Source organism: Paenibacillus sp. Y5S-9, assembly GCF_036894235.1.
In the GTDB taxonomy this organism is placed as follows: domain Bacteria; phylum Bacillota; class Bacilli; order Paenibacillales; family Paenibacillaceae; genus Paenibacillus.
In genome coordinates, this window is sequence record NZ_CP145887.1 from 2,616,301 (window position 1) to 2,635,018 (window position 18,718).

Below are 18,718 nucleotides of genomic sequence, written 5' to 3' on the forward strand. Positions count from 1 at the left end.
CATTCTCTTGACAATTTCTTTCGTCAAATACTAAAATGGACATGAGTCTGTAAGAAATGGACAACCCTTTTTCCTTCCAAAAAAGCGGTTTCGGTTTCTTAAGATTTATACCATTCTTAATTATGGGTTCGCTGGAAACAGTGAATAGTACGTGGAAACATGTACATGTGAAATGAAAATCGGCGGGGGATCGCCGTGAGTATTCGTTATTCCCAAACATATGTAAGGTTTGAAAACTGCAAATTGACCCAAGGAATGCCTTGGAGGAACCAACGAGGAGGTGAACAGTATGAATCCTGCAATCACGATCGCTCTCGTTGTGGCCGCGCTAATCATTGGGTTCGGAGTAGGGTATTTTATTCGCAAATCTCTTGCAGAGGCTAAAATCTCTAGTGCGGAACAAGCTGCCGTACAAATCGTGGAGAACGCGAAGAAAGAGGCAGAGGCACTGAAGAAAGAAACGGTGCTGGAAGCGAAGGATGAAATCCATCGCATTCGTGCTGAAGCTGAAAAAGACACTCGTGAACGTCGGAATGAAATTCAACGACAAGAAAGACGATTGTTGCAAAAAGAAGAGTCGCTGGATAAAAAATTGGAATCACTCGAACGTAAAGAAGAGCAAGTGGCTAACAAAGAGAAACGAATTGATGAGACTCAGCAGCAGATCGAAATGATTTACAAAAACCAGGTGACAGAGTTGGAACGTATATCCAACCTCACCATGGAAGACGCACGCAGTATCATACTGTCCAACGTAGAACAGGAAGTTCGTCATGAGACGGCTCAAATGATCAAGGACATTGAACAACAAGCGAAGGAAGAAGCGGACAAAAAGTCCCGCGAGATTATTACACTCGCCATCCAACGTTGTGCGGCTGACCACGTAGCGGAAACAACGGTTTCTGTTGTTACCCTGCCAAATGAAGAAATGAAAGGCCGGATTATCGGTCGTGAAGGACGTAACATCCGTGCGCTTGAAACCCTTACAGGGATTGACCTCATTATCGATGATACGCCAGAAGCTGTTATTCTGTCGGGCTTTGACCCGATTCGCCGTGAGATCGCCCGAACTGCCCTGGAGAAACTGGTGGCTGATGGACGTATTCACCCGGCACGGATTGAAGAGATGGTTGAGAAATCCCGCAAAGAAGTGGATGAGCGCATCCGTGAATACGGTGAGCAAGCTACCTTTGAAGTGGGCGTGCATGGTCTGCATCCGGATCTGATCAAAATTTTGGGCCGGTTGAAGTTCCGTACAAGTTACGGTCAAAACGTCTTGAAACATTCCATGGAAGTCGCTTATCTGGCTGGACTGATGGCTGGCGAACTCGGAGAAGACGTAACTCTGGCAAGACGTGCAGGTCTATTGCATGACATCGGTAAAGCGCTGGATCACGAAGTGGAAGGATCACACGTCGAAATTGGCGTGGAACTGGCGAAGAAATACAAAGAACATCCGGTTGTAATCAACAGTATCGCGTCCCATCACGGAGATTGCGAAGCGACTTCGGTCATTGCCATGTTGGTTGGCGCAGCAGATGCGCTATCCGCAGCAAGACCAGGCGCACGCCGCGAAACGCTGGAAACGTATATCAAACGACTGGAGAAGCTGGAAGAAATCTCAGAATCCTTCGAAGGTGTCGAGAAATCGTACGCCATTCAGGCCGGACGCGAAGTTCGCGTTATGGTACAGCCTGAGAAGATCGATGATGCTGAAGCCTTCCGCTTAGCCCGTGACATCACGAAGATGATTGAGAATGAACTCGACTATCCGGGTCACATCAAAGTCACCGTCATCCGGGAAACCCGTGCGGTTGAATACGCAAAATAGAGCATTACGGAAAAGTGGCCGCAGTATCGGGCCACTTTTCCTGTTGATAGCCTGTTAAATGGCAACTACACATCATGGAACATGAGATAGAGTCCTGCAAAGATTCAACATTTTAAGCAAGAGGACTTTGCAGGAATTGAGGAGGCAGTAATCAATGAAAGTTTTGTTTATTGGTGACATTGTAGGTAACGTGGGACGTAAGGCATTAAAGGAAAATTTACCGTACCTGAAATCGAAGTATAAGCCACATGTGGTGATTGTGAATGGTGAAAATGCGGCAGCAGGTCGCGGCATTACCGGTGCAATCGCAAATGAGTTTTTCAACTGGGGTGTACATGGTATTACACTTGGTAATCATACTTGGGACAATAAGGATATTTTTGATTTTATAGATGATGAGCCCCGCATGATTCGTCCAGCAAACTTTCCACCAGGTACACCAGGACGAGGATACACGGTTGTCAAAGGTGAAGGGAAAGAGCTAGCGATTGTCAATCTTCAAGGAAGAACGTTCCTGCCTGCTCTGGATTGTCCATTCCGTGTGGTTGATGAGATTGTAGACGAGCTACGCCAAGACCATAAATGTATTCTGGTCGATATGCATGCTGAAGCGACGTCAGAAAAGATTGCCATGGGATGGCATCTGGATGGACGTGCGTCTCTCGTTGTAGGTACACATACACATGTACAGAGTAACGATGATCGGATTTTGCCTGGAGGAACAGCTTACTTGACGGATGCAGGCATGGTAGGACCTCGTGACGGCATATTGGGTATGGAGCGTGAGGCTGTGTTGCGTAAGTTCTACACCCAGCTACCTGTACGTTTTGTTGTGGATGATGGCAAATGGCACTTCCATGGTGTTTTTGTTGAAATTGATGAAGCCACAGGTGCGGCAACACGCATCGAAAAAATTCGTCTGATGGAGGACGAGTGGCGCATGGAATAGGGGTATTGTCCCATTTTGCAGGGAAACCCGCCTAAAAAGAAGGAATTTTTTTGCCTCCCGCGAATAACATCTAGTAAGTGGAAACAAACTTTCAACATTCCCAGGGAGGTACTTACCATGGATGTATTAAAAGTTTCAGCAAAGTCCAATCCTAATTCTGTAGCCGGCGCTCTTGCAGGGGTTCTTCGTGAACGTGGAAATGCTGAACTGCAGGCAATTGGAGCGGGAGCACTGAACCAAGCCATTAAAGCGGTAGCGATAGCCCGGGGATTTGTAGCACCAAGCGGAGTTGACCTGATTTGTATTCCAGCTTTTACAGACATTGTGATCGACGGCGAGGACCGAACGGCCATTAAGCTGATTGTGGAGCCCAGATAATACATGCAGTATGCATTGAACCTGTTTACGATGTAGACAGGTTTTTTTGCGTTTTTTTGCAATAACATATTGAGGAGGGTTTAAGATGTCCATGTCTGATTGGCGAGTAGCTGATTTTCACTGTGATGCACTGAGCAAAATTTTGATGCAGCCTGCTCTTTCATTCCAAGATGCTCCACAACTGGATGTGAATTTGCAACGTTTGAAAGAGGGGAATGTAGGGTTACAGGCGTTCGCCATCTATTTACCCGAAGTGCTGGGCAGAGGCAAGTTTGAACATGTGATGGGGCAGTTGGAGATTTATCGTAGACGTGTAGAGAGAAGTCAGGAGCGGCTTGGTGGTACACAGACGTTGTTATGGCGTGAACAGGTGGCTCAGGTGGGGCAAACAGAGAGTCCGTGGGGATTAATCACACTGGAGGGTGTGGATGGCCTGGAGGGCAACCTGTTCTATCTGGAGTTATGTTATCAGATGGGCGTTCGAATTATTGGACTAACGTGGAATTATGCCAATTGGGCGGCTGACGGAGTAATGGAGAAGCGAGGAGCAGGTCTGACCGAGAAAGGGAAAGAACTGGTGCGCCAGTGTAATGAAATGGGAATGCTGTTAGATGTGTCACATTTGACGGAGAAAGGTTTCTGGGAGCTGACTGATTTGAGTAAACGTCCTTTTATCGCCTCCCACTCCAACAGTTATAGCGTATGTCCCCATGTGCGTAATCTGAAAGATGATCAGATTCAGGCCATCATTGCCCGGGAAGGGCGGATCGGACTGACGTTTGTGCCCTGGTTTGTAAAACAGGAGGGTGAGGTACGTATAGAAGATCTGTTGCCTCATATTGAGGAGATCTGTTCTCTGGGCGGGCAGAACCATCTGATGATGGGGTCTGATTTTGATGGGATCTCCACGTATATTCAGAGACTTGAACACTCAGGGCATTATCCGAGACTGACGGAAATCCTGCTCAAACATTATGATGAACATCTGGTTCGCGGCTGGTTGTGGGGGAATGCGATGAGTTATCTGGGGGAACACTTGCCAGAGAGCAATCCGAAGATAAAGGGGAATTCCATAAAGTAGTGAACTGGTGTGTGCGCTGAATGTGTTGAATTGAAACTAGTTTTCCAAATAAAGGACGGGAATGATGGTGAAATAAGTGTATTTCATGAATTTTCACCAGTTCGTTTTCATTTCACTCCAAAAAGGGGTATAATACCATTGGATTGTTAAGAGCCTGAGTACAGGCCATAGATAAACAAGGAGTGAATTTACAATGAGTAAAACAGTACCTGTGGGCGTATCTGCCCGTCACATTCATGTATCCCAAGAGCACGTTGAAATTTTGTTTGGCAAAGGTTATGAACTGACTGAATTTAAACCTCTGTCCCAGCCTGGCCAATACGCTGCTAACGAAACTGTAGCGGTAATTGGTTCGAAAGGACAGTTTGATAAAGTGCGTATCCTTGGACCTGTTCGCCCTGAAACGCAACTGGAGATCTCCATGACAGATTCATTTGCCATTGGTGTTAAAGCACCTGTACGTGAATCTGGAAGCATTGAAGGTACACCAGGAATCACAATTAAAGGTCCTGCTGGCGAAGTTACGATTGATAAAGGTGTTATCGTTGCTGCTCGTCACATTCACTTCCATACTTCTGATGCTGCTAAATGGGGTATCGAGGACAAACAAATGCTGAAAGTTCGCCTTGGCGGAGATCGCGGTCTTGTACTGGAAAATGTACTGGCTCGTGTATCCGATTCTTTCGCACTGGACATGCATATTGATACAGATGAAGCTAACGCTGCTGGCGCTCGTAATGGCGACACTGCTGAAATCATCGATTAATTACATGTAATAGCTTCAGCCGCCAATTGGGGCGGTCTGAATAACATATAAACCTGAGCACAGCCAACAGGGTACGGTTAATCCCACCCCTGATGGCAAGGCTCAGGTTTTTGTATTTTCAGAGTGTTCTTCTGAACATGGCATGTTACGGATTAGACGAAGGGACATGCGCTTTGGATGTGGAACTACAGCCCAATTCATGCTATAATTTGCTGTAATGCTCTTTTAGTGTTCCAAGCAAGAAATTCACCTGGAACAGGGATGAATGAACGATTTTTTATTAATAGAGGCTGTAAGGAGTGACCGAAGGAAATGGCTAAAGACTCAAAAAAGGATTACTCCCAATATTTTGATTTCTCCGATGCCAAAGTAATTTCGCAAGATGAATTCAGCAAAAAGATAAGAATCCGGGGCCGGGAGATTAACATCAAATCGGAACCCAATCATCGTCAGGAGAAACAGCGGGGCAAGGAAGACGTCCAGGTGCTTTACGAAAATGCCGTTCCCGATGAACTGAAAAACATAGGGAAAGGCAAACATTATATTGTATATACGTATGGATGTCAGATGAACGAGCATGACTCGGAAACCATCAAAGGACTGCTTGAGTCTATGGGATATCAGGCTACAGAGAATCGCAAAGAAGCTGATATTATTCTGCTCAATACGTGTGCCATACGGGAAAATGCGGAAGATAAAGTATTTGGTGAGCTGGGTCACCTGAAAACGCTAAAACTCGAACGTCCGGGATTATTACTTGGCGTATGCGGGTGTATGTCCCAAGAAGAAGGCGTCGTCAACCGAATCATGCAGAAGCATGGATTTGTGGATATGATCTTTGGTACACATAACGTGCATCGATTGCCACATCTAATTCAGGAAGCGCTGTTCAGCAAAGAAATGGTTGTTGAGGTGTGGTCCAAGGAAGGCGACATTATTGAGAACCTGCCGAAGAAACGTGAGGGTATGCGCGGCTGGGTGAACATTATGTATGGCTGCGACAAGTTCTGTACATATTGCATCGTTCCGTTTACGCGGGGCAAAGAACGCAGCCGTCGTCCGGAAGATGTTATTGCCGAAGTTCGGGATTTGGCACGACAAGGCTTTAAGGAGATCACGCTGCTTGGTCAAAATGTGAATGCGTACGGCAAGGATTTCACCGACCTGAACTACAGTTTTGGTGACTTGATGGATGCCATTCGCCAAATTGATATTCCGCGAGTAAGGTTTACAACCAGTCACCCACGTGACTTCGATGACCACTTGATTGAAGTGCTGGCCAAGGGCGGAAATCTAGTGGAGCACATTCATCTTCCGGTGCAATCTGGCAGTTCGGAAGTGCTCAAACGTATGAGCCGCAAGTACAGCCGGGAACACTATCTGAAACTGGCTGACAAAATTAAAAAGGCCATTCCAGAAGTCGTGTTAACAACGGATATTATTGTTGGTTTTCCGGGGGAAACGGAAGAACAGTTTGAAGATACACTTTCCCTTGTCCGTGAAGTAGGGTATGATTTTGCCTATACCTTTATTTATTCCCCACGGGAAGGTACACCGGCTGCGGTGATGGAAGACAACGTACCGATGGAAGTGAAGAAGGAACGTTTGAAGCGCTTGAACGAAACGATCAACGAATACAGCCACCGAAGCAATGAAGAGCAACGCGGCAAAATCGTTGAAGTGCTCGTTGAAGGCGAAAGCAAGCGGAATTCCGAAGTTCTTGCAGGACGTACGCGCAGCAACAAGCTGGTGCATTTTGAAGGACCCAAAGAATTGATCGGTACTTTCGTACAAGTGGAAATCACCGATCCGATGACTTTTTATATTCGGGGCAACCTGCTCTCCGAGCCGGTAGCTGCCAATCAGTAATACACACACCAATAAGATGAATGATTTTTGCACTTAGCGGGGTTACGCCGAGCGTAGCGAAGGTGACGGAATCGATTCTGTAGAAGCGAAGCGTTCGCCTTTGTCTCCGAATTTTAACCTTGAACAATCTCAATCGAAAAAATTCGGAGACAACAGCGATCAAAAGAACGATCCGACACCGTAGCGGTCACTCAGCAGTCAACTGAGCTAGGGCAACATGAATATTCATCTTATATCATCTCATAGAATGGAGCGATTTCAGTGGCGCAGGAAGAAGTGCAGTACAACCATTACGGAATGCCTACCTACGATACGCGCAATCTGGTCATACGCGACGACATTATGGGAAAAGCCAAAGAATTGGCTGATATGCTCGGAACGAGTGAGGAAGTTAGACAGTTTCAACAGGCTGAAACCAAAATTCGGGATCATGAGCGCATCCAGCAATTGATTGCAACGATCAAGAAGAAACAAAAAGAGATTGTTGCTTTTGAAAGCTTCAAAAATGTGGAGATGGTCAGCAAAATTGAACAGGAAATTGAAGATCTGCAAAGCGAACTGGACAGTATTCCATTGGTTACGGAATTCCAGCAGAGCCAGAGCGACATTAACTACTTGCTTCAACTAGTGATCTCTGTAATCCGGGATACGGTTTCTGAAAAAGTAAACGTGGAGGCTGGAACGGATTCACCTCCGACCAGTTGCGGTTAAATGACGGAAGGGTGCGGACGCTGTCCGCGCCTTTTTTGACATTACATAACCGTAAACGTGGAGTGGCTATCGCCAAGTACTCGGAATATAATTCCAAGCAAAGCTCCACGCTGTGGGGTTATTTTGTGTGGCGCAGCTGATTTTTAATGATAAAGGCACATGACATCAAGAGAGCTTGATACGTACAGTGAATAAAGGAGAAATGAATAATGAGTATTTTGGACAAAATGGTGGAAGACGGAGACGGACGATTCTGGGGATTTCTCGGCTGTCGTTATATTAAAGGAGACGGTAAAGAAGTACAGATCGCGTTGACAGCAGGCGAACATCATACGAACTCCATGGGGATTATTCATGGGGGTGTATTGACTTCACTGATGGATCAGGCGATGGGGATGGTCGCAACAGCAGCAATGGAAGTGGACGGCTGTGTGACAACGAATCTGAACGTGCATTTTCTTGCACCAATGAAACAAGGGGAGTTAACGGTGACAGCTACGGTACTGCATCAAGCAGGACGCAGTGTTACGACTCAATCGGAGGTTCGTGATGCATCGGGCACGTTGGGATGTATGGCAACGGCGACATTCCGCATAGCACGCCCGAGAACGTAACGCAAGAATCCTGCGGTTGACAAAAGATATTATTATGTCATAATGAAATTATCAAAATGAAAATAGTCGGTGGTGCCCATGAGCGAAAACTACGAACACTTTAATGCAGAGAGCGACGAACAAGCAGCACGTGCTTATAGTTCCAAAAAATATCGTACCCCCGATGGTGTTCCTGCGGATATCGTTATGTTCACCTTAACCAAGCGGGAGCGCAAGACGGTGACGAAGACACTTCCCATTCGGGAACTGAAAGTGATGCTGATCAAGCGCAAAGGCTGGCCTTTTGCAGGCAGATGGGCATTACCCGGTGGATTTTGTCAGGAAAATGAATCCATCTATGGTGCAGCTAAGCGTGAGCTGATGGAAGAGACAGGTGTAGACGGTGGACATCTGGAGTACTTGAATGTATACAGTCAGCCGGGTCGTGACCCGAGGGGCTGGATTATCTCTCACGCATTTTTTGCGCTTGTGGAAGAATGGATGCTGGATCAACGTCAAGCAGCAGATGATGCTGAGGATGTTGGATTGTTCACCATTCAGGAGGCGCTGCAAGAACTGGAACTGGCCTTTGATCACAGAACAATCATTGAAGATGCTTATCGACGTATTCAACAGCAGATGCTGGAAACGACGATTGCTCGTCAGTTCCTGCCACGTGATTTTACATTAAGTGAATTATATCAGGTTATTCAAAGTGTTGTACCGGATTTTGAAGAACCAAACTTCATTCGCAAGATTACGTCTACCCGCAGCCGTAAAGGCATTGTGGAAGAAGTAAGAGATGAAGAGGGGAACCTGGTGAGTTCCAATCAGTACTCGCAGCGACCGGCGCAGTTATATCGTTTTACAGAACTTGTACCACGCCTGTCCATCTATACGTAATAAGGTGTAGATGTGTCCACCTGATTGAATCAGGATCAACCATTTCTGGGCTAAGGGAGTGTTGACGATGAAAGCACTGATTGTCATTGATTTCACGAAGGATTTTGTGACAGGTTCTTTGCCTGTAGGTCAGCCGGCAGTAGAGATCGACGAGACGATTGCAGCTGTAACCGAGGCCTATTGTAAGAACAAACATGAGGTAATCATGGCTGTGGATCTGCACGAAGAGAATGATCCGTATCACCCGGAGACTGCACTTTTTCCACCTCATAACATCAGAAATACGGAGGGAAGACAGTTATATGGTCGTCTTGCCCAAGTGATGGAAGAACGGAAAACAGATATACAGTGGATGGATAAGACGAGATATAGTGCATTCTGTGGGACCGATCTGGAACTCAGACTGCGTGCACGTGGTATTACGGATATTGCACTGATTGGGGTATGCACGGATATTTGCATATTGCATACCGCAGTGGACGCTTACAATAAAGGTTTTCATATTACGGTATATGAAGATGCCGTTGCCAGCTTCAATGCGGCAGGGCATGAGTGGGCACTTGGACATTTTCGTTCCAGCCTTGGTGCTTCGGTGGTTAAGGCGAGCGAGACAGTCTTGGCTTAATTTACTCCATAGTCATGTTTGGTTGGCCTCATGTTAGGAACTGGATGAATGTGGTGAATGGTGTATAGAGTTTTTTACGGGAGACTTGTTTGTTTAATACGGATGAACAGAATCATGAAGAATAAGTCTCCATATGTTAACCCGTGTTCACAGATCAAATCTGGGGACACGAGCGGAAGTCAGAGAGGATGAGACAAATGCAGACAACTAGCCTGGCTTTACATACGGATAAATATCAGATCAATATGATGTACGCCCATTGGGTGAATGGTACTCACAAGCGGAAGGCGGTATTTGAAGCCTATTTCCGTAAGCTTCCTTTTGGCAACGGATATGCGGTATTTGCCGGATTGGAACGGATTGTGAACTATATCAGCCAGCTTCGGTTTACGATGGACGACATCAAATTTTTATCCAAACAAGAGGAAAATTACGATCCGGTCTTTCTGGAAGAATTGCTCCAGTTTTCATTTCAGGGGACGATTCATTCCATGAAGGAGGGTGCAATTGTTTTCCCTGACGAACCGCTCATTCGGGTAGAAGGCTCCATTATGGAGACACAATTGGTGGAGACGGCGATACTTAACTTCATGAATTATCAGACGTTGATTGCAACCAAGGCTTCGCGGATCAAACAGGTAGCGCAGCAGGATACGTTGCTCGAATTCGGCACACGGCGTGCACAGGAAGCGGATGCTGCCATCTGGGGCGCACGTGCCTCGTATGTAGCAGGGTTCCATGCAACGTCCAACATGCTGGCTGGAGAGCGCTTCGGAATCCCAACAGCAGGTACACATGCCCATTCCTGGGTACAGAGCTTTATGAGCGAACAGGAGGCGTTTGACGTGTATGCCAAAGTGTTGCCTGATCAGGTTACACTGCTGGTTGATACCTTTGACACGTTGAACAGTGGAGTACCTCACGCCATCAAGACAGCCAAGAAGTTGGAGAGCCAAGGCAAAAAGATGAATGCCATTCGTCTCGACAGTGGTGACCTAGCGTACTTGTCGATTCAGGCACGTCAGATGTTGGATGAGGCTGGTCTGGATTATGTGAAAATTGTAGCATCCAATGATCTGGATGAAAATACGATTTTCAACCTGAAGGCTCAAGGAGCACGGATTGATACTTGGGGTGTTGGTACACAGTTGATTACCGCTTCTGACCAGCCATCTTTGGGTGGAGTGTACAAATTGGTGGAGCGTGAAGTGGACGGTGCCATGCTGCCTACGATCAAAATATCTGCCAATCCTGAAAAGGTGTCCACTCCAGGTAAAAAGGAAGTGTTCCGGATCATTGATCCGAAACATGGCAAAGCGATTGCAGATTATATCTGCTATCCAGATGAAGAGCAGCCGCTACAGGGCGGACCGCTCAAGCTGTTCAACCCGCTACACCCTTACCTGAAAAAGACCGTTACCCGCTACGAAGCGATCAATATGCTGGAGCCGATCTTTGTGAACGGACGCAAAGTGTATGACCTGCCTAACCTGGATGAGATTCGGGCGTACCACCGGGAACAGATGAACCTCTTCTGGCCGGAATACCAACGGAAGCTCAACCCGGAGATCTATCGTGTGAACATCAGCCCTGCGGCATGGAATATGAAGCAGAAGCTCATTGCGGAACATGTGAAATCCACAGAGGAATGATCTACACATAAGAATTACAGAGAGGCATAACCAGTGAGAAATACTGGCTTATGCCTTTTTGATGCCTATAAAATATTTGCGTTTTTAGCGGAGCCTAACAATTCGATGACCGTAAGAAAAACTTCAGCTAAATGCGGTCTGTCTTCTATGAAAGTACCTCGATAGACTTTTTCTTATATGATCCCGATGAGATGGACCAGTGATGTAAGAAATCTCATGGACAGACTGCCGAGGTAGCAGGCTATACTGGAAATAGCCATGCCCAATTCAAGATGTAGGGGAAAAGCAGTAATTATTTCTCGGGAAAGCGCAGGAGCCGCCAAATTCTGCAACTATTGATTCAATCCCGCAGCTGTAGGGGATGAAAGTAAGAGGAGGTGCAGACATGAGATGGATATTAGGACTGGCCTGGATTGCTTTTATTGCCTATGCATTGTTGTTGGCACCGGGGCAGTCACCTGGAAGTGATCCGATATTCAAAGAACTGATCACAATGCAAAGCAAAGAGCCTTGGTTACTTACTGTGTTTTCGTGGTTGGGTATTTTCCCGGCAGTGTATGCCTGTATGCTTTTAAGAACATCTGTGAAAGAACGAGGTTGCCGTGTACAGGCTTGGCCTTTTGTTATACTTTCTTTTGGACTGGGTGCTTTTGCTCTGCTTCCTTATTATGCATGGTCATCATCCGCAAATAGAGCTTCGGGTTACGCAAGCTTGCACTTTGGTCGTCAGCGGAAGTCGGGAATTGGACGGGTAGCATCCCACAAGCTGACGCATGTTGTCCTTCTGCTGTTGACGCTGGGGACAGCATTCTATGCCGTGACGCAAGGTCATCCGGATGTATATATGGAAGCATTCAATCAATCTGCCTTTGTACATATCATGACGATTGATTTTGTACTGCTGACCTTACTTTCCATGATTGCGATATACAGGGATACTGAAGCGAGTCGACGTTCACCAGCTTGGGCAGTGACAGGCATTATCCCCATCGTGGGTCCACTAATCTATCTGTTGACGCTCAGGAGAGACAGAGTTTGATCAACAATATCTGAAGATCCAGAAGTAAAAGGTAGCCGTTAAGCCTGAATGCGAACAATTCATGTGCTTAATGGAAAAATATACAAAATTCAAAGAAGGAGTGGTTATCAATGAAAAATCAATTTAACGCATACGTTGTCCGTAAAGAAGAACAGGGCGGAGTGAACGCTGCTATAGAGCAACTGAAGAAGGAAGATCTGCCAAATGGAGATGTTACGGTAAAGGTGCAATATTCCAGTGTCAATTATAAAGACGGACTCGCGACCCTTGAGAAAGGCGGTGTCGTTCGTGAGTACCCGATGGTACCGGGAATTGATCTGGCTGGAACAGTAGAGGAGTCGGTCAGTGGACGTTTTGCACCAGGAGATCGGGTGATCAGTACAGGATTTGAACCTGGTGTATCCCATTGCGGAGGGTACAGCGAGTATGCTCGTCTGCGCAGTGAATGGCTGGTGCCTCTGCCAGCGGGTCTCAGTGAAAAAGAAGCCATGGCAATTGGAACCGCAGGATTTACGGCTGCACTTTCGGTAGATGCGCTGTTACAGGCTGGAGTGAAACCGGAGATGGGCAAGATTCTGGTTACGGGTGCAACAGGTGGCGTTGGAAGTATGGCAGTTGCGATTCTGGCGAAACTTGGCTTTGAAGTAACAGCCAGCACAGGCAAGAAGGATCAGGAGGAGTCATTGCTCCGAAACTTGGGTGCCTCAGAGGTTATTACTCGTGATGAAGCTGATGCTCCAGCCAAAGGAGCCATGGGGAAACAGCTATGGGCGGGAGTTGTTGATCCAACAGGAGGACCAGCTCTCGCGGAGCGATTAAAACAGATTCAATACGGAGGTGCGTTAGCGGTATCCGGGTTAACAGGCGGCACAGCTTTTGAATCTACGGTACTTCCGTTTATTTTGCGTGGCATCCAGCTTATTGGTATAGACTCTGTGTATTGTCCGATGGAACGTCGGGAACGATTGTGGAAACTGCTCGGCGGAGAATGGAAACCGGAGCGTGCGCTGGAACTGGGAATCCGCGAAATTTCTCTAGACCAGTTGCCTCATACGCTGGAGACGATACTCCAAGGTGGTGCAGTAGGTCGTACGGTGGTCAATACGATATCAGATCTACCATCCGCATAAGATTCTAAGTCCTTAGACATGCTAATTCTACCTGATTGGGTCACAGTACACGTGGCTGGAAAGGAAGGATTGGCATGTGGTTTGCTAGAAAAGGCCGAAGTCTGGCTGGAAGAACAATGAAGTTGGTACTTGTAAGTGGCGTGTTGATCACGAGTATCTGGTCACTGGTGGCTTGTTCGGCATCATCCATTGAACAGGAGCGGAAGGTCTACACCCGCGAAGCGACAGATGAAGGAAATATGAGGGCACAGAGTCAAGGACACGGATTAAACGGTGAATTGGTGAGTGAGATCAGTAAGAGTTTTGAAGCAAAAGGCATTCAGCTGATGAATAATATGTCTGCCGATGACGGCCATGGTGGGATCTCTTATATGTATTTGTTGAATGGAAGTGGCAGACATATCGTGAAAGCCCATATTTTCAGTGATGCGACAACCCGGGCTGCCAGCATGAAACAAATGTACAGTGAGAATCGTGATGAAGCTGTCTTGGAGAATGCGCTTGGCCGAACAACGATTCGTAGCAAAGGAAACGTCTCACTCGTGTATACGACTTCTGGTGGGGAAAAGGACGAGTATGAGCAGGACGTTATGCAGGTGTTCCAACATGTGCTGGAGCAACTAAGGTAGGAGAAGATGGGAGCACAGAAAACTTTCAATCCTTACCCTACAGCTGAAAATAAACCCGAAAAACCCGTCTGATCTTTCAGACGGGTTTATATATTTCACGCATGACATGCCGCAGCTCGGGCAAAATGAGTTTTTCCATAGCCAATTTGACGGCTCCTTTGGAACCCGGCATGGAGAATACGGCTGTGCGTCCGATCGTTCCAGCGACGGCTCTGCTCAGGATGGCAGCGGAACCGATATCTTCGGTGTAACTGAGAAAACGGAAGATCTCACCAAAGCCCGGGAGTTCCTTGTCGAGTAGTGAGGATACCGCTTCGTAGGTTGTATCTCGGGGTGCAATCCCTGTTCCGCCGCTAAGCAGCACGGCTTCGATATCATCACGAACGGCTGCATCTTGCAGGATGCTTCGAATGTTCTCCGTTTCATCTGGTGTGATGATGTATTCAACAATCTGATAACCCGCTTCATTCAGAAGCTGGTGCATGAGCTGGCCACTGGTGTCAGTGTCTTTAGTGCGTGTGTCCGATACTGTAACAATCATGCACGATACCGTGGTCGGAGCTTCCTGGCGATGTTGTTCCACTGAATTAGTCATGAAACTTCCTCCTTCAATCAACATGTCCTCATAGCATAGACCATCCGGTAGAATCAGGCAATGTACTGGGGAAGAGTTGAACATTATTGCACAACGAATGCGGGATGGTGTACACTCGCTAGATATAGATAGATCAGGTTACAAGAAGGACAATCAGAGAGGTGTATACGCATGAATGAAACGATTTTAAAAGAACAATCCATACCTGTATATATACTGTCAGGTTTTTTGGGGAGTGGCAAAACAACACTGCTTGTTCAGTTGATCAAACATTGGCAACAGCAGGGTTTGCGTCCCGCAGTGGTTATGAATGAGTTAGGCGAAGTTAATCTGGATGGTCAGATTGTGGATTCCACCGTTCCGATGACAGAGATGTTAGGTGGATGCATCTGTTGTACCGTACGTGGTGACTTGGGATTGCAACTTGCTGATCTTGTTCAAGAGGAATCACCGGATGTGATCATCATTGAAGCAACTGGTGCCGCGAACCCAATGGAGATTTTGGATGCGGTAACGGAGACCTCACTCTACATGCGACTGGAACTGAAAAGTCTCATTACCGTTGTGGATGCAGCACATCTATCTGGCCTATATCAGGAGCAGAAGGGGCAGACGTTCAAACTGATGCAGGAGCAGATTCGCTGTGCGTCTGTGCTTCTCTTGAATAAAACGGATCGGGTGAGTGCACAGGAACTGAAGGATCTGGAACAGCTTTTGGCAAAATGGAATGGCTTCGCACCTGTAATTCCTACGGTCAAGTGTGAGGTGGAGATGGATCTGTTGCTTCGCAGCGGGGCAGACGTACACGTGCGTGATTCAGCTTCTGAAGCAGGTAAGCCGGCTCGCCAAGAGTATCATGTGCATACGGAAACCTGTGGCACAGATGGATGCAGTCATGGACATGAACATACACATCATACAGTCCAAGGTGATGCTATGAATAATGACGCATCCTATAGCCATGTCCATGACCACGGTCACGAGCATGTTGCTCCTCATGCCTCACACGAACATGTCATGGTATATACGCATTATTTCAGTCATCCGGTGAATAGCGAGGCGTTTGAACAATTTGTATCTGCTTTGCCACGGGATGTGTATCGAGCAAAAGGCATTTTATCGTTTAGCGACACGGCGAGCCGCTTCTGGTTCCAGTATGCCTACCGTGAATCGGACTACATGAAGATCACACCTCAGGGAGATGTCCCTAATGTTGCTGTATTTATAGGTGAACATTTTGACCAAACTGTCATTCGTGACCAATTACTGGAATTGGAAGCGATAAAGTAGGTTAGATGATTCAATATTCCTCCGTACTGGGTATTAAGAAGCATAGCAAACTTTGCCTGGGAGGTAACTTTAAATGACACAACAACAATATCAACAATGTATCGATGCTTGCCTGGAGTGCATGAATGCTTGCAACGTATGTTACATATCGAGTCTGAAAGAATATGATCTGGCGATGCTGCGTGATTGTATTCGTTTGAATCGGGAATGTGCGGAGATTTGCAGTTTTGCTGCACAAGCGATGACACGTGGAAGTGATTTTATTGCTGAAATATGCGAATTGTGTGTGAAAGCTTGTGAAGCTTGCGCCGCAGAGTGTGGCAAACATCACCATGATCACTGCCAAGCATGTGCAGAGGCTTGCCGCAGATGTGCAGAAGCTTGCCGATTGATGGCAGCAGTAGCGTAATTATTAATTCACTGGAATATATAATTAAAAACGATAATGACCTTGGTCCCCTAAGGGAAGGTAGTGAACACAGGCATCTGAGACGATGTGCCTATGTGTTGCCTTTCAGTAGGGGATTTTAATGCAGGTTGCCAAGTCTGATCGTGGTATGTATAATGATGGCAATGAATTGAAACGAAGAATATCACTGATCGGGAGAGTAGCCAGATCCATACATGACAGCGAGCCGGGAGAGGTGGAAGCCGGTATGACATGACCTGAGTGAACCGCACCCGTGAGATGGTTATCCGAAAAGATGTACGTATCCCGATTGGGGATAGGCCATATCTGTCTGAGGGTACCCCGGCTTGCGACCGTTATACGCATCGAGCGGAACAGGTTCTACTGGTATGCATGTTGATGCATATTAAGAGTAGCTGTTCACCTAGAGTGGTACCGCGGGAACTGTTAAGTCAGCTCTCGTCTCTTATGTAGAGACGAGAGCTTTTTTGTGTTTATTTTCAGCTAATAATGAATGGATAAGGAGTGTTCGAAATGTTGATGAAGCAGGCTGCGGCCGATATTGCCCCTTTAACGGGATTGAATGAAGAAGAGGTTCTGAGATTACTGGAGGTCCCACCACAGGCCGAGATGGGTGATGCAGCATTCCCTTGTTTTGTATTAGCAAAGTCATTAAAAAAAGCACCGGCAGTCATTGCGACCGAGCTCGCAACGGGATTGCAGACCTCTGGAATTGAAGCAACTCCCGCTGGGCCGTATGTAAATATTCGTTTCAATCGGGGGAAGCTCGCGCCGAATCTGCTAAAAGAACTGGGAAATGCCGCATTTGGTAAGCTTCAGCTTGGTCAAGGTTCGCGTGTTGTAATTGATATGTCTTCCCCTAACATCGCTAAACCCTTCGGAATTGGACATTTGCGTTCTACTGTAATCGGTGCAGCATTGTATCGGTTGTACAACGAAGCCGGTTATACCTCTGTAAGTGTGAATCATCTGGGAGACTGGGGAACCCAGTTTGGCAAGCAGATTGCAGCGTACAAACGGTGGGGCAATGATGAAGCCTTGCAGGCAGACCCGATCCGTACGTCCCTGGAGCTGTATGTCCGCTTCCACGATGAGGCGGAGAACGATCCTTCTCTGGAGATTGAGGCACGGGATTGGTTCCGCAAGCTGGAGCAAGGGGATGAAGAAGCACAGCGGTTATGGGCGTTTTTTGTGGAAGTGAGCATGAAGGAATTCAACCGGATGTATGAACGTCTGAATGTACAGTTCGACCATACGCTGGGGGAAAGCTTTTACAATGACAAGATGGGCGCGGTGGTTGAAGAACTCAAGGCAAAAGGTTTACTTGAAGAGAGTGATGGAGCACTCGTGGTACGTCTGGAAGATGAGAACATGCCCCCGTGCCTGATTATCAAAAAAGACGGAACAACAATCTATCCTACACGGGATTTGGCTACGGCGGTTTATCGTCATGAGGTGATGAAGGCAGATCGGTTGTTATACGTGGTTGGAGGGGAGCAGAAGTTACATTTCCGGCAGGTATTTGCGGTCCTATCCCGGATGGGGCATGAATGGTCTGCGAAGTGTGAACATATCCCGTTTGGCTTAATGCGTTTTGAGGGACGGAAAATGTCTACCCGCCGCGGTAAAGTCGTCTTTTTGCAGGAAGTGTTGGATGAGGCAGTTGCTCGTGCCTTGCAAATTATTCAGGAGAAAAACCCGAATCTGGAGAACCCTCAGAAGGTGGCTGAGGCTGTTGGTGTCGGTGCCATTATCTTCGGTGATCTGCGTAATAATCGGTTAAATGATGTGGACTTCTCCCTGGAGGATGCGGTGAGTTTTGAAGGGGAGACCGGACCTTATGTGCAATATACCCATGCCCGGATTCAAAGTGTGCTTGCCAAGGCAGAAGAGGCGATCCGCGTGGAAAATGAAAACCCTCTGACTAACCTCAGCCTTGCGGATGGTGAGAATGAAACAGTGACTACTTCATTCATTATCGGAGATACCTCATGGGCATTGCTGAAACTGCTCGGTGAATATCCCGAGTATCTGGAAAAAGCAATTCATCGGAATGAGCCTTCAGTCATTGCCAAATATACAATAGATGTCGCTCAGGCGTTCAACCGCTTCTATCACGCCGAACGGATTGCGGATGCGTCATCTGATGTAAGATCCTTCCGGGCGGCATTGGCCAAACGGACTGCCGAACGACTCGCGTACAGTTTACATTTGCTAGGTGTGCAAGCTCCAGAACGGATGTGATCC

The 18,718-nt window shown here is 47.0% G+C and carries 19 protein-coding genes; 18 read left to right on the top strand and 1 reads right to left on the bottom strand.

Features of this window, described 5'->3' with window-relative positions; genetic code table 11:
- The first annotated feature begins 289 nt into the window (after positions 1-289).
- The 14 genes from rny (at position 290) to V6669_RS11770 (ending at position 14,156) form a co-directional block, all read left to right on the top strand.
- Positions 290-1,831, top strand: a complete 1,542-nt coding sequence (rny, locus tag V6669_RS11705; RefSeq protein WP_036609258.1) for a ribonuclease Y — start codon at positions 290-292, stop codon at positions 1,829-1,831.
- 154 nt (positions 1,832-1,985) lie between these two features.
- Complete coding sequence (locus tag V6669_RS11710; RefSeq protein ID WP_338593862.1) at positions 1,986-2,780, top strand: TIGR00282 family metallophosphoesterase; 795 nt, start codon at positions 1,986-1,988, stop codon at positions 2,778-2,780.
- A gap of 117 nt (positions 2,781-2,897) precedes the next feature.
- A complete protein-coding gene (locus tag V6669_RS11715; RefSeq protein ID WP_007430104.1) occupies positions 2,898-3,158 on the top strand; it encodes a stage V sporulation protein S in 261 nt (86 codons plus the stop codon).
- Positions 3,159-3,249: 91 nt separating this feature from the next.
- The gene (locus V6669_RS11720) at positions 3,250-4,239 is read left to right on the top strand and encodes a dipeptidase (RefSeq protein WP_338594908.1); all 990 of its coding nucleotides are present in this window, start codon (positions 3,250-3,252) and stop codon (positions 4,237-4,239) included.
- Positions 4,240-4,432: 193 nt separating this feature from the next.
- A complete protein-coding gene (locus V6669_RS11725) occupies positions 4,433-5,005 on the top strand; it encodes a phosphate propanoyltransferase (protein WP_017689107.1) in 573 nt (190 codons plus the stop codon).
- Positions 5,006-5,317: 312 nt separating this feature from the next.
- Positions 5,318-6,874 (top strand): tRNA (N6-isopentenyl adenosine(37)-C2)-methylthiotransferase MiaB, encoded by a 1,557-nt coding sequence (miaB, locus tag V6669_RS11730; protein WP_338593863.1) that lies wholly within the window; start codon positions 5,318-5,320, stop codon positions 6,872-6,874.
- A 261-nt stretch (positions 6,875-7,135) separates the two neighbouring features.
- Positions 7,136-7,585 (top strand): YlbF family regulator, encoded by a 450-nt coding sequence (locus V6669_RS11735; RefSeq protein ID WP_036609251.1) that lies wholly within the window; start codon positions 7,136-7,138, stop codon positions 7,583-7,585.
- A gap of 209 nt (positions 7,586-7,794) precedes the next feature.
- Positions 7,795-8,199 carry a PaaI family thioesterase gene (locus tag V6669_RS11740; protein WP_036609249.1) on the top strand — a complete coding sequence of 135 codons (405 nt, stop codon included), beginning with the start codon at positions 7,795-7,797 and terminating at the stop codon, positions 8,197-8,199.
- Positions 8,200-8,277: 78 nt separating this feature from the next.
- Entirely contained in the window at positions 8,278-9,081 is an 804-nt protein-coding gene (locus tag V6669_RS11745; RefSeq protein WP_062833857.1) for an NUDIX domain-containing protein, read from the top strand.
- Between the two features lie 67 nt (positions 9,082-9,148).
- A complete protein-coding gene (locus V6669_RS11750) occupies positions 9,149-9,706 on the top strand; it encodes an isochorismatase family cysteine hydrolase (RefSeq protein ID WP_338593867.1) in 558 nt (185 codons plus the stop codon).
- A 197-nt stretch (positions 9,707-9,903) separates the two neighbouring features.
- Positions 9,904-11,358 carry a nicotinate phosphoribosyltransferase gene (locus V6669_RS11755; RefSeq protein WP_338593868.1) on the top strand — a complete coding sequence of 485 codons (1,455 nt, stop codon included), beginning with the start codon at positions 9,904-9,906 and terminating at the stop codon, positions 11,356-11,358.
- A 385-nt stretch (positions 11,359-11,743) separates the two neighbouring features.
- On the top strand, positions 11,744-12,397 hold the full coding sequence (locus tag V6669_RS11760; protein WP_338593870.1) for a hypothetical protein: 654 nt from the start codon (positions 11,744-11,746) through the stop codon (positions 12,395-12,397).
- Between the two features lie 110 nt (positions 12,398-12,507).
- Positions 12,508-13,527, top strand: coding sequence for an oxidoreductase (locus tag V6669_RS11765; protein ID WP_338593872.1), 1,020 nt, complete (start codon positions 12,508-12,510; stop codon positions 13,525-13,527).
- A gap of 74 nt (positions 13,528-13,601) precedes the next feature.
- Positions 13,602-14,156 carry a hypothetical protein gene (locus V6669_RS11770; protein WP_338593874.1) on the top strand — a complete coding sequence of 185 codons (555 nt, stop codon included), beginning with the start codon at positions 13,602-13,604 and terminating at the stop codon, positions 14,154-14,156.
- A gap of 76 nt (positions 14,157-14,232) precedes the next feature.
- Here the strand turns inward: V6669_RS11770 and V6669_RS11775 are convergent, their stop codons facing one another.
- Positions 14,233-14,751: a MogA/MoaB family molybdenum cofactor biosynthesis protein gene (locus V6669_RS11775; RefSeq protein WP_047842524.1), complete on the bottom strand. Its 519-nt coding sequence runs from the start codon at positions 14,749-14,751 to the stop codon at positions 14,233-14,235.
- 171 nt (positions 14,752-14,922) lie between these two features.
- Here V6669_RS11775 and V6669_RS11780 point away from each other — a divergent pair, with 171 nt between their 5' ends.
- The 4 genes from V6669_RS11780 to argS all read left to right on the top strand — a co-directional run bounded on the left by V6669_RS11780 (position 14,923) and on the right by argS (position 18,715).
- Positions 14,923-16,041, top strand: coding sequence for a GTP-binding protein (locus tag V6669_RS11780; protein ID WP_338593876.1), 1,119 nt, complete (start codon positions 14,923-14,925; stop codon positions 16,039-16,041).
- 73 nt (positions 16,042-16,114) lie between these two features.
- Entirely contained in the window at positions 16,115-16,450 is a 336-nt protein-coding gene (locus V6669_RS11785; protein WP_036609230.1) for a four-helix bundle copper-binding protein, read from the top strand.
- A 121-nt stretch (positions 16,451-16,571) separates the two neighbouring features.
- Positions 16,572-16,706 carry a hypothetical protein gene (locus V6669_RS11790; protein WP_338593878.1) on the top strand — a complete coding sequence of 45 codons (135 nt, stop codon included), beginning with the start codon at positions 16,572-16,574 and terminating at the stop codon, positions 16,704-16,706.
- Positions 16,707-16,984: 278 nt separating this feature from the next.
- Positions 16,985-18,715 carry an arginine--tRNA ligase gene (argS, locus tag V6669_RS11795; protein ID WP_338593880.1) on the top strand — a complete coding sequence of 577 codons (1,731 nt, stop codon included), beginning with the start codon at positions 16,985-16,987 and terminating at the stop codon, positions 18,713-18,715.
- Positions 18,716-18,718: the final 3 nt, after the last annotated feature.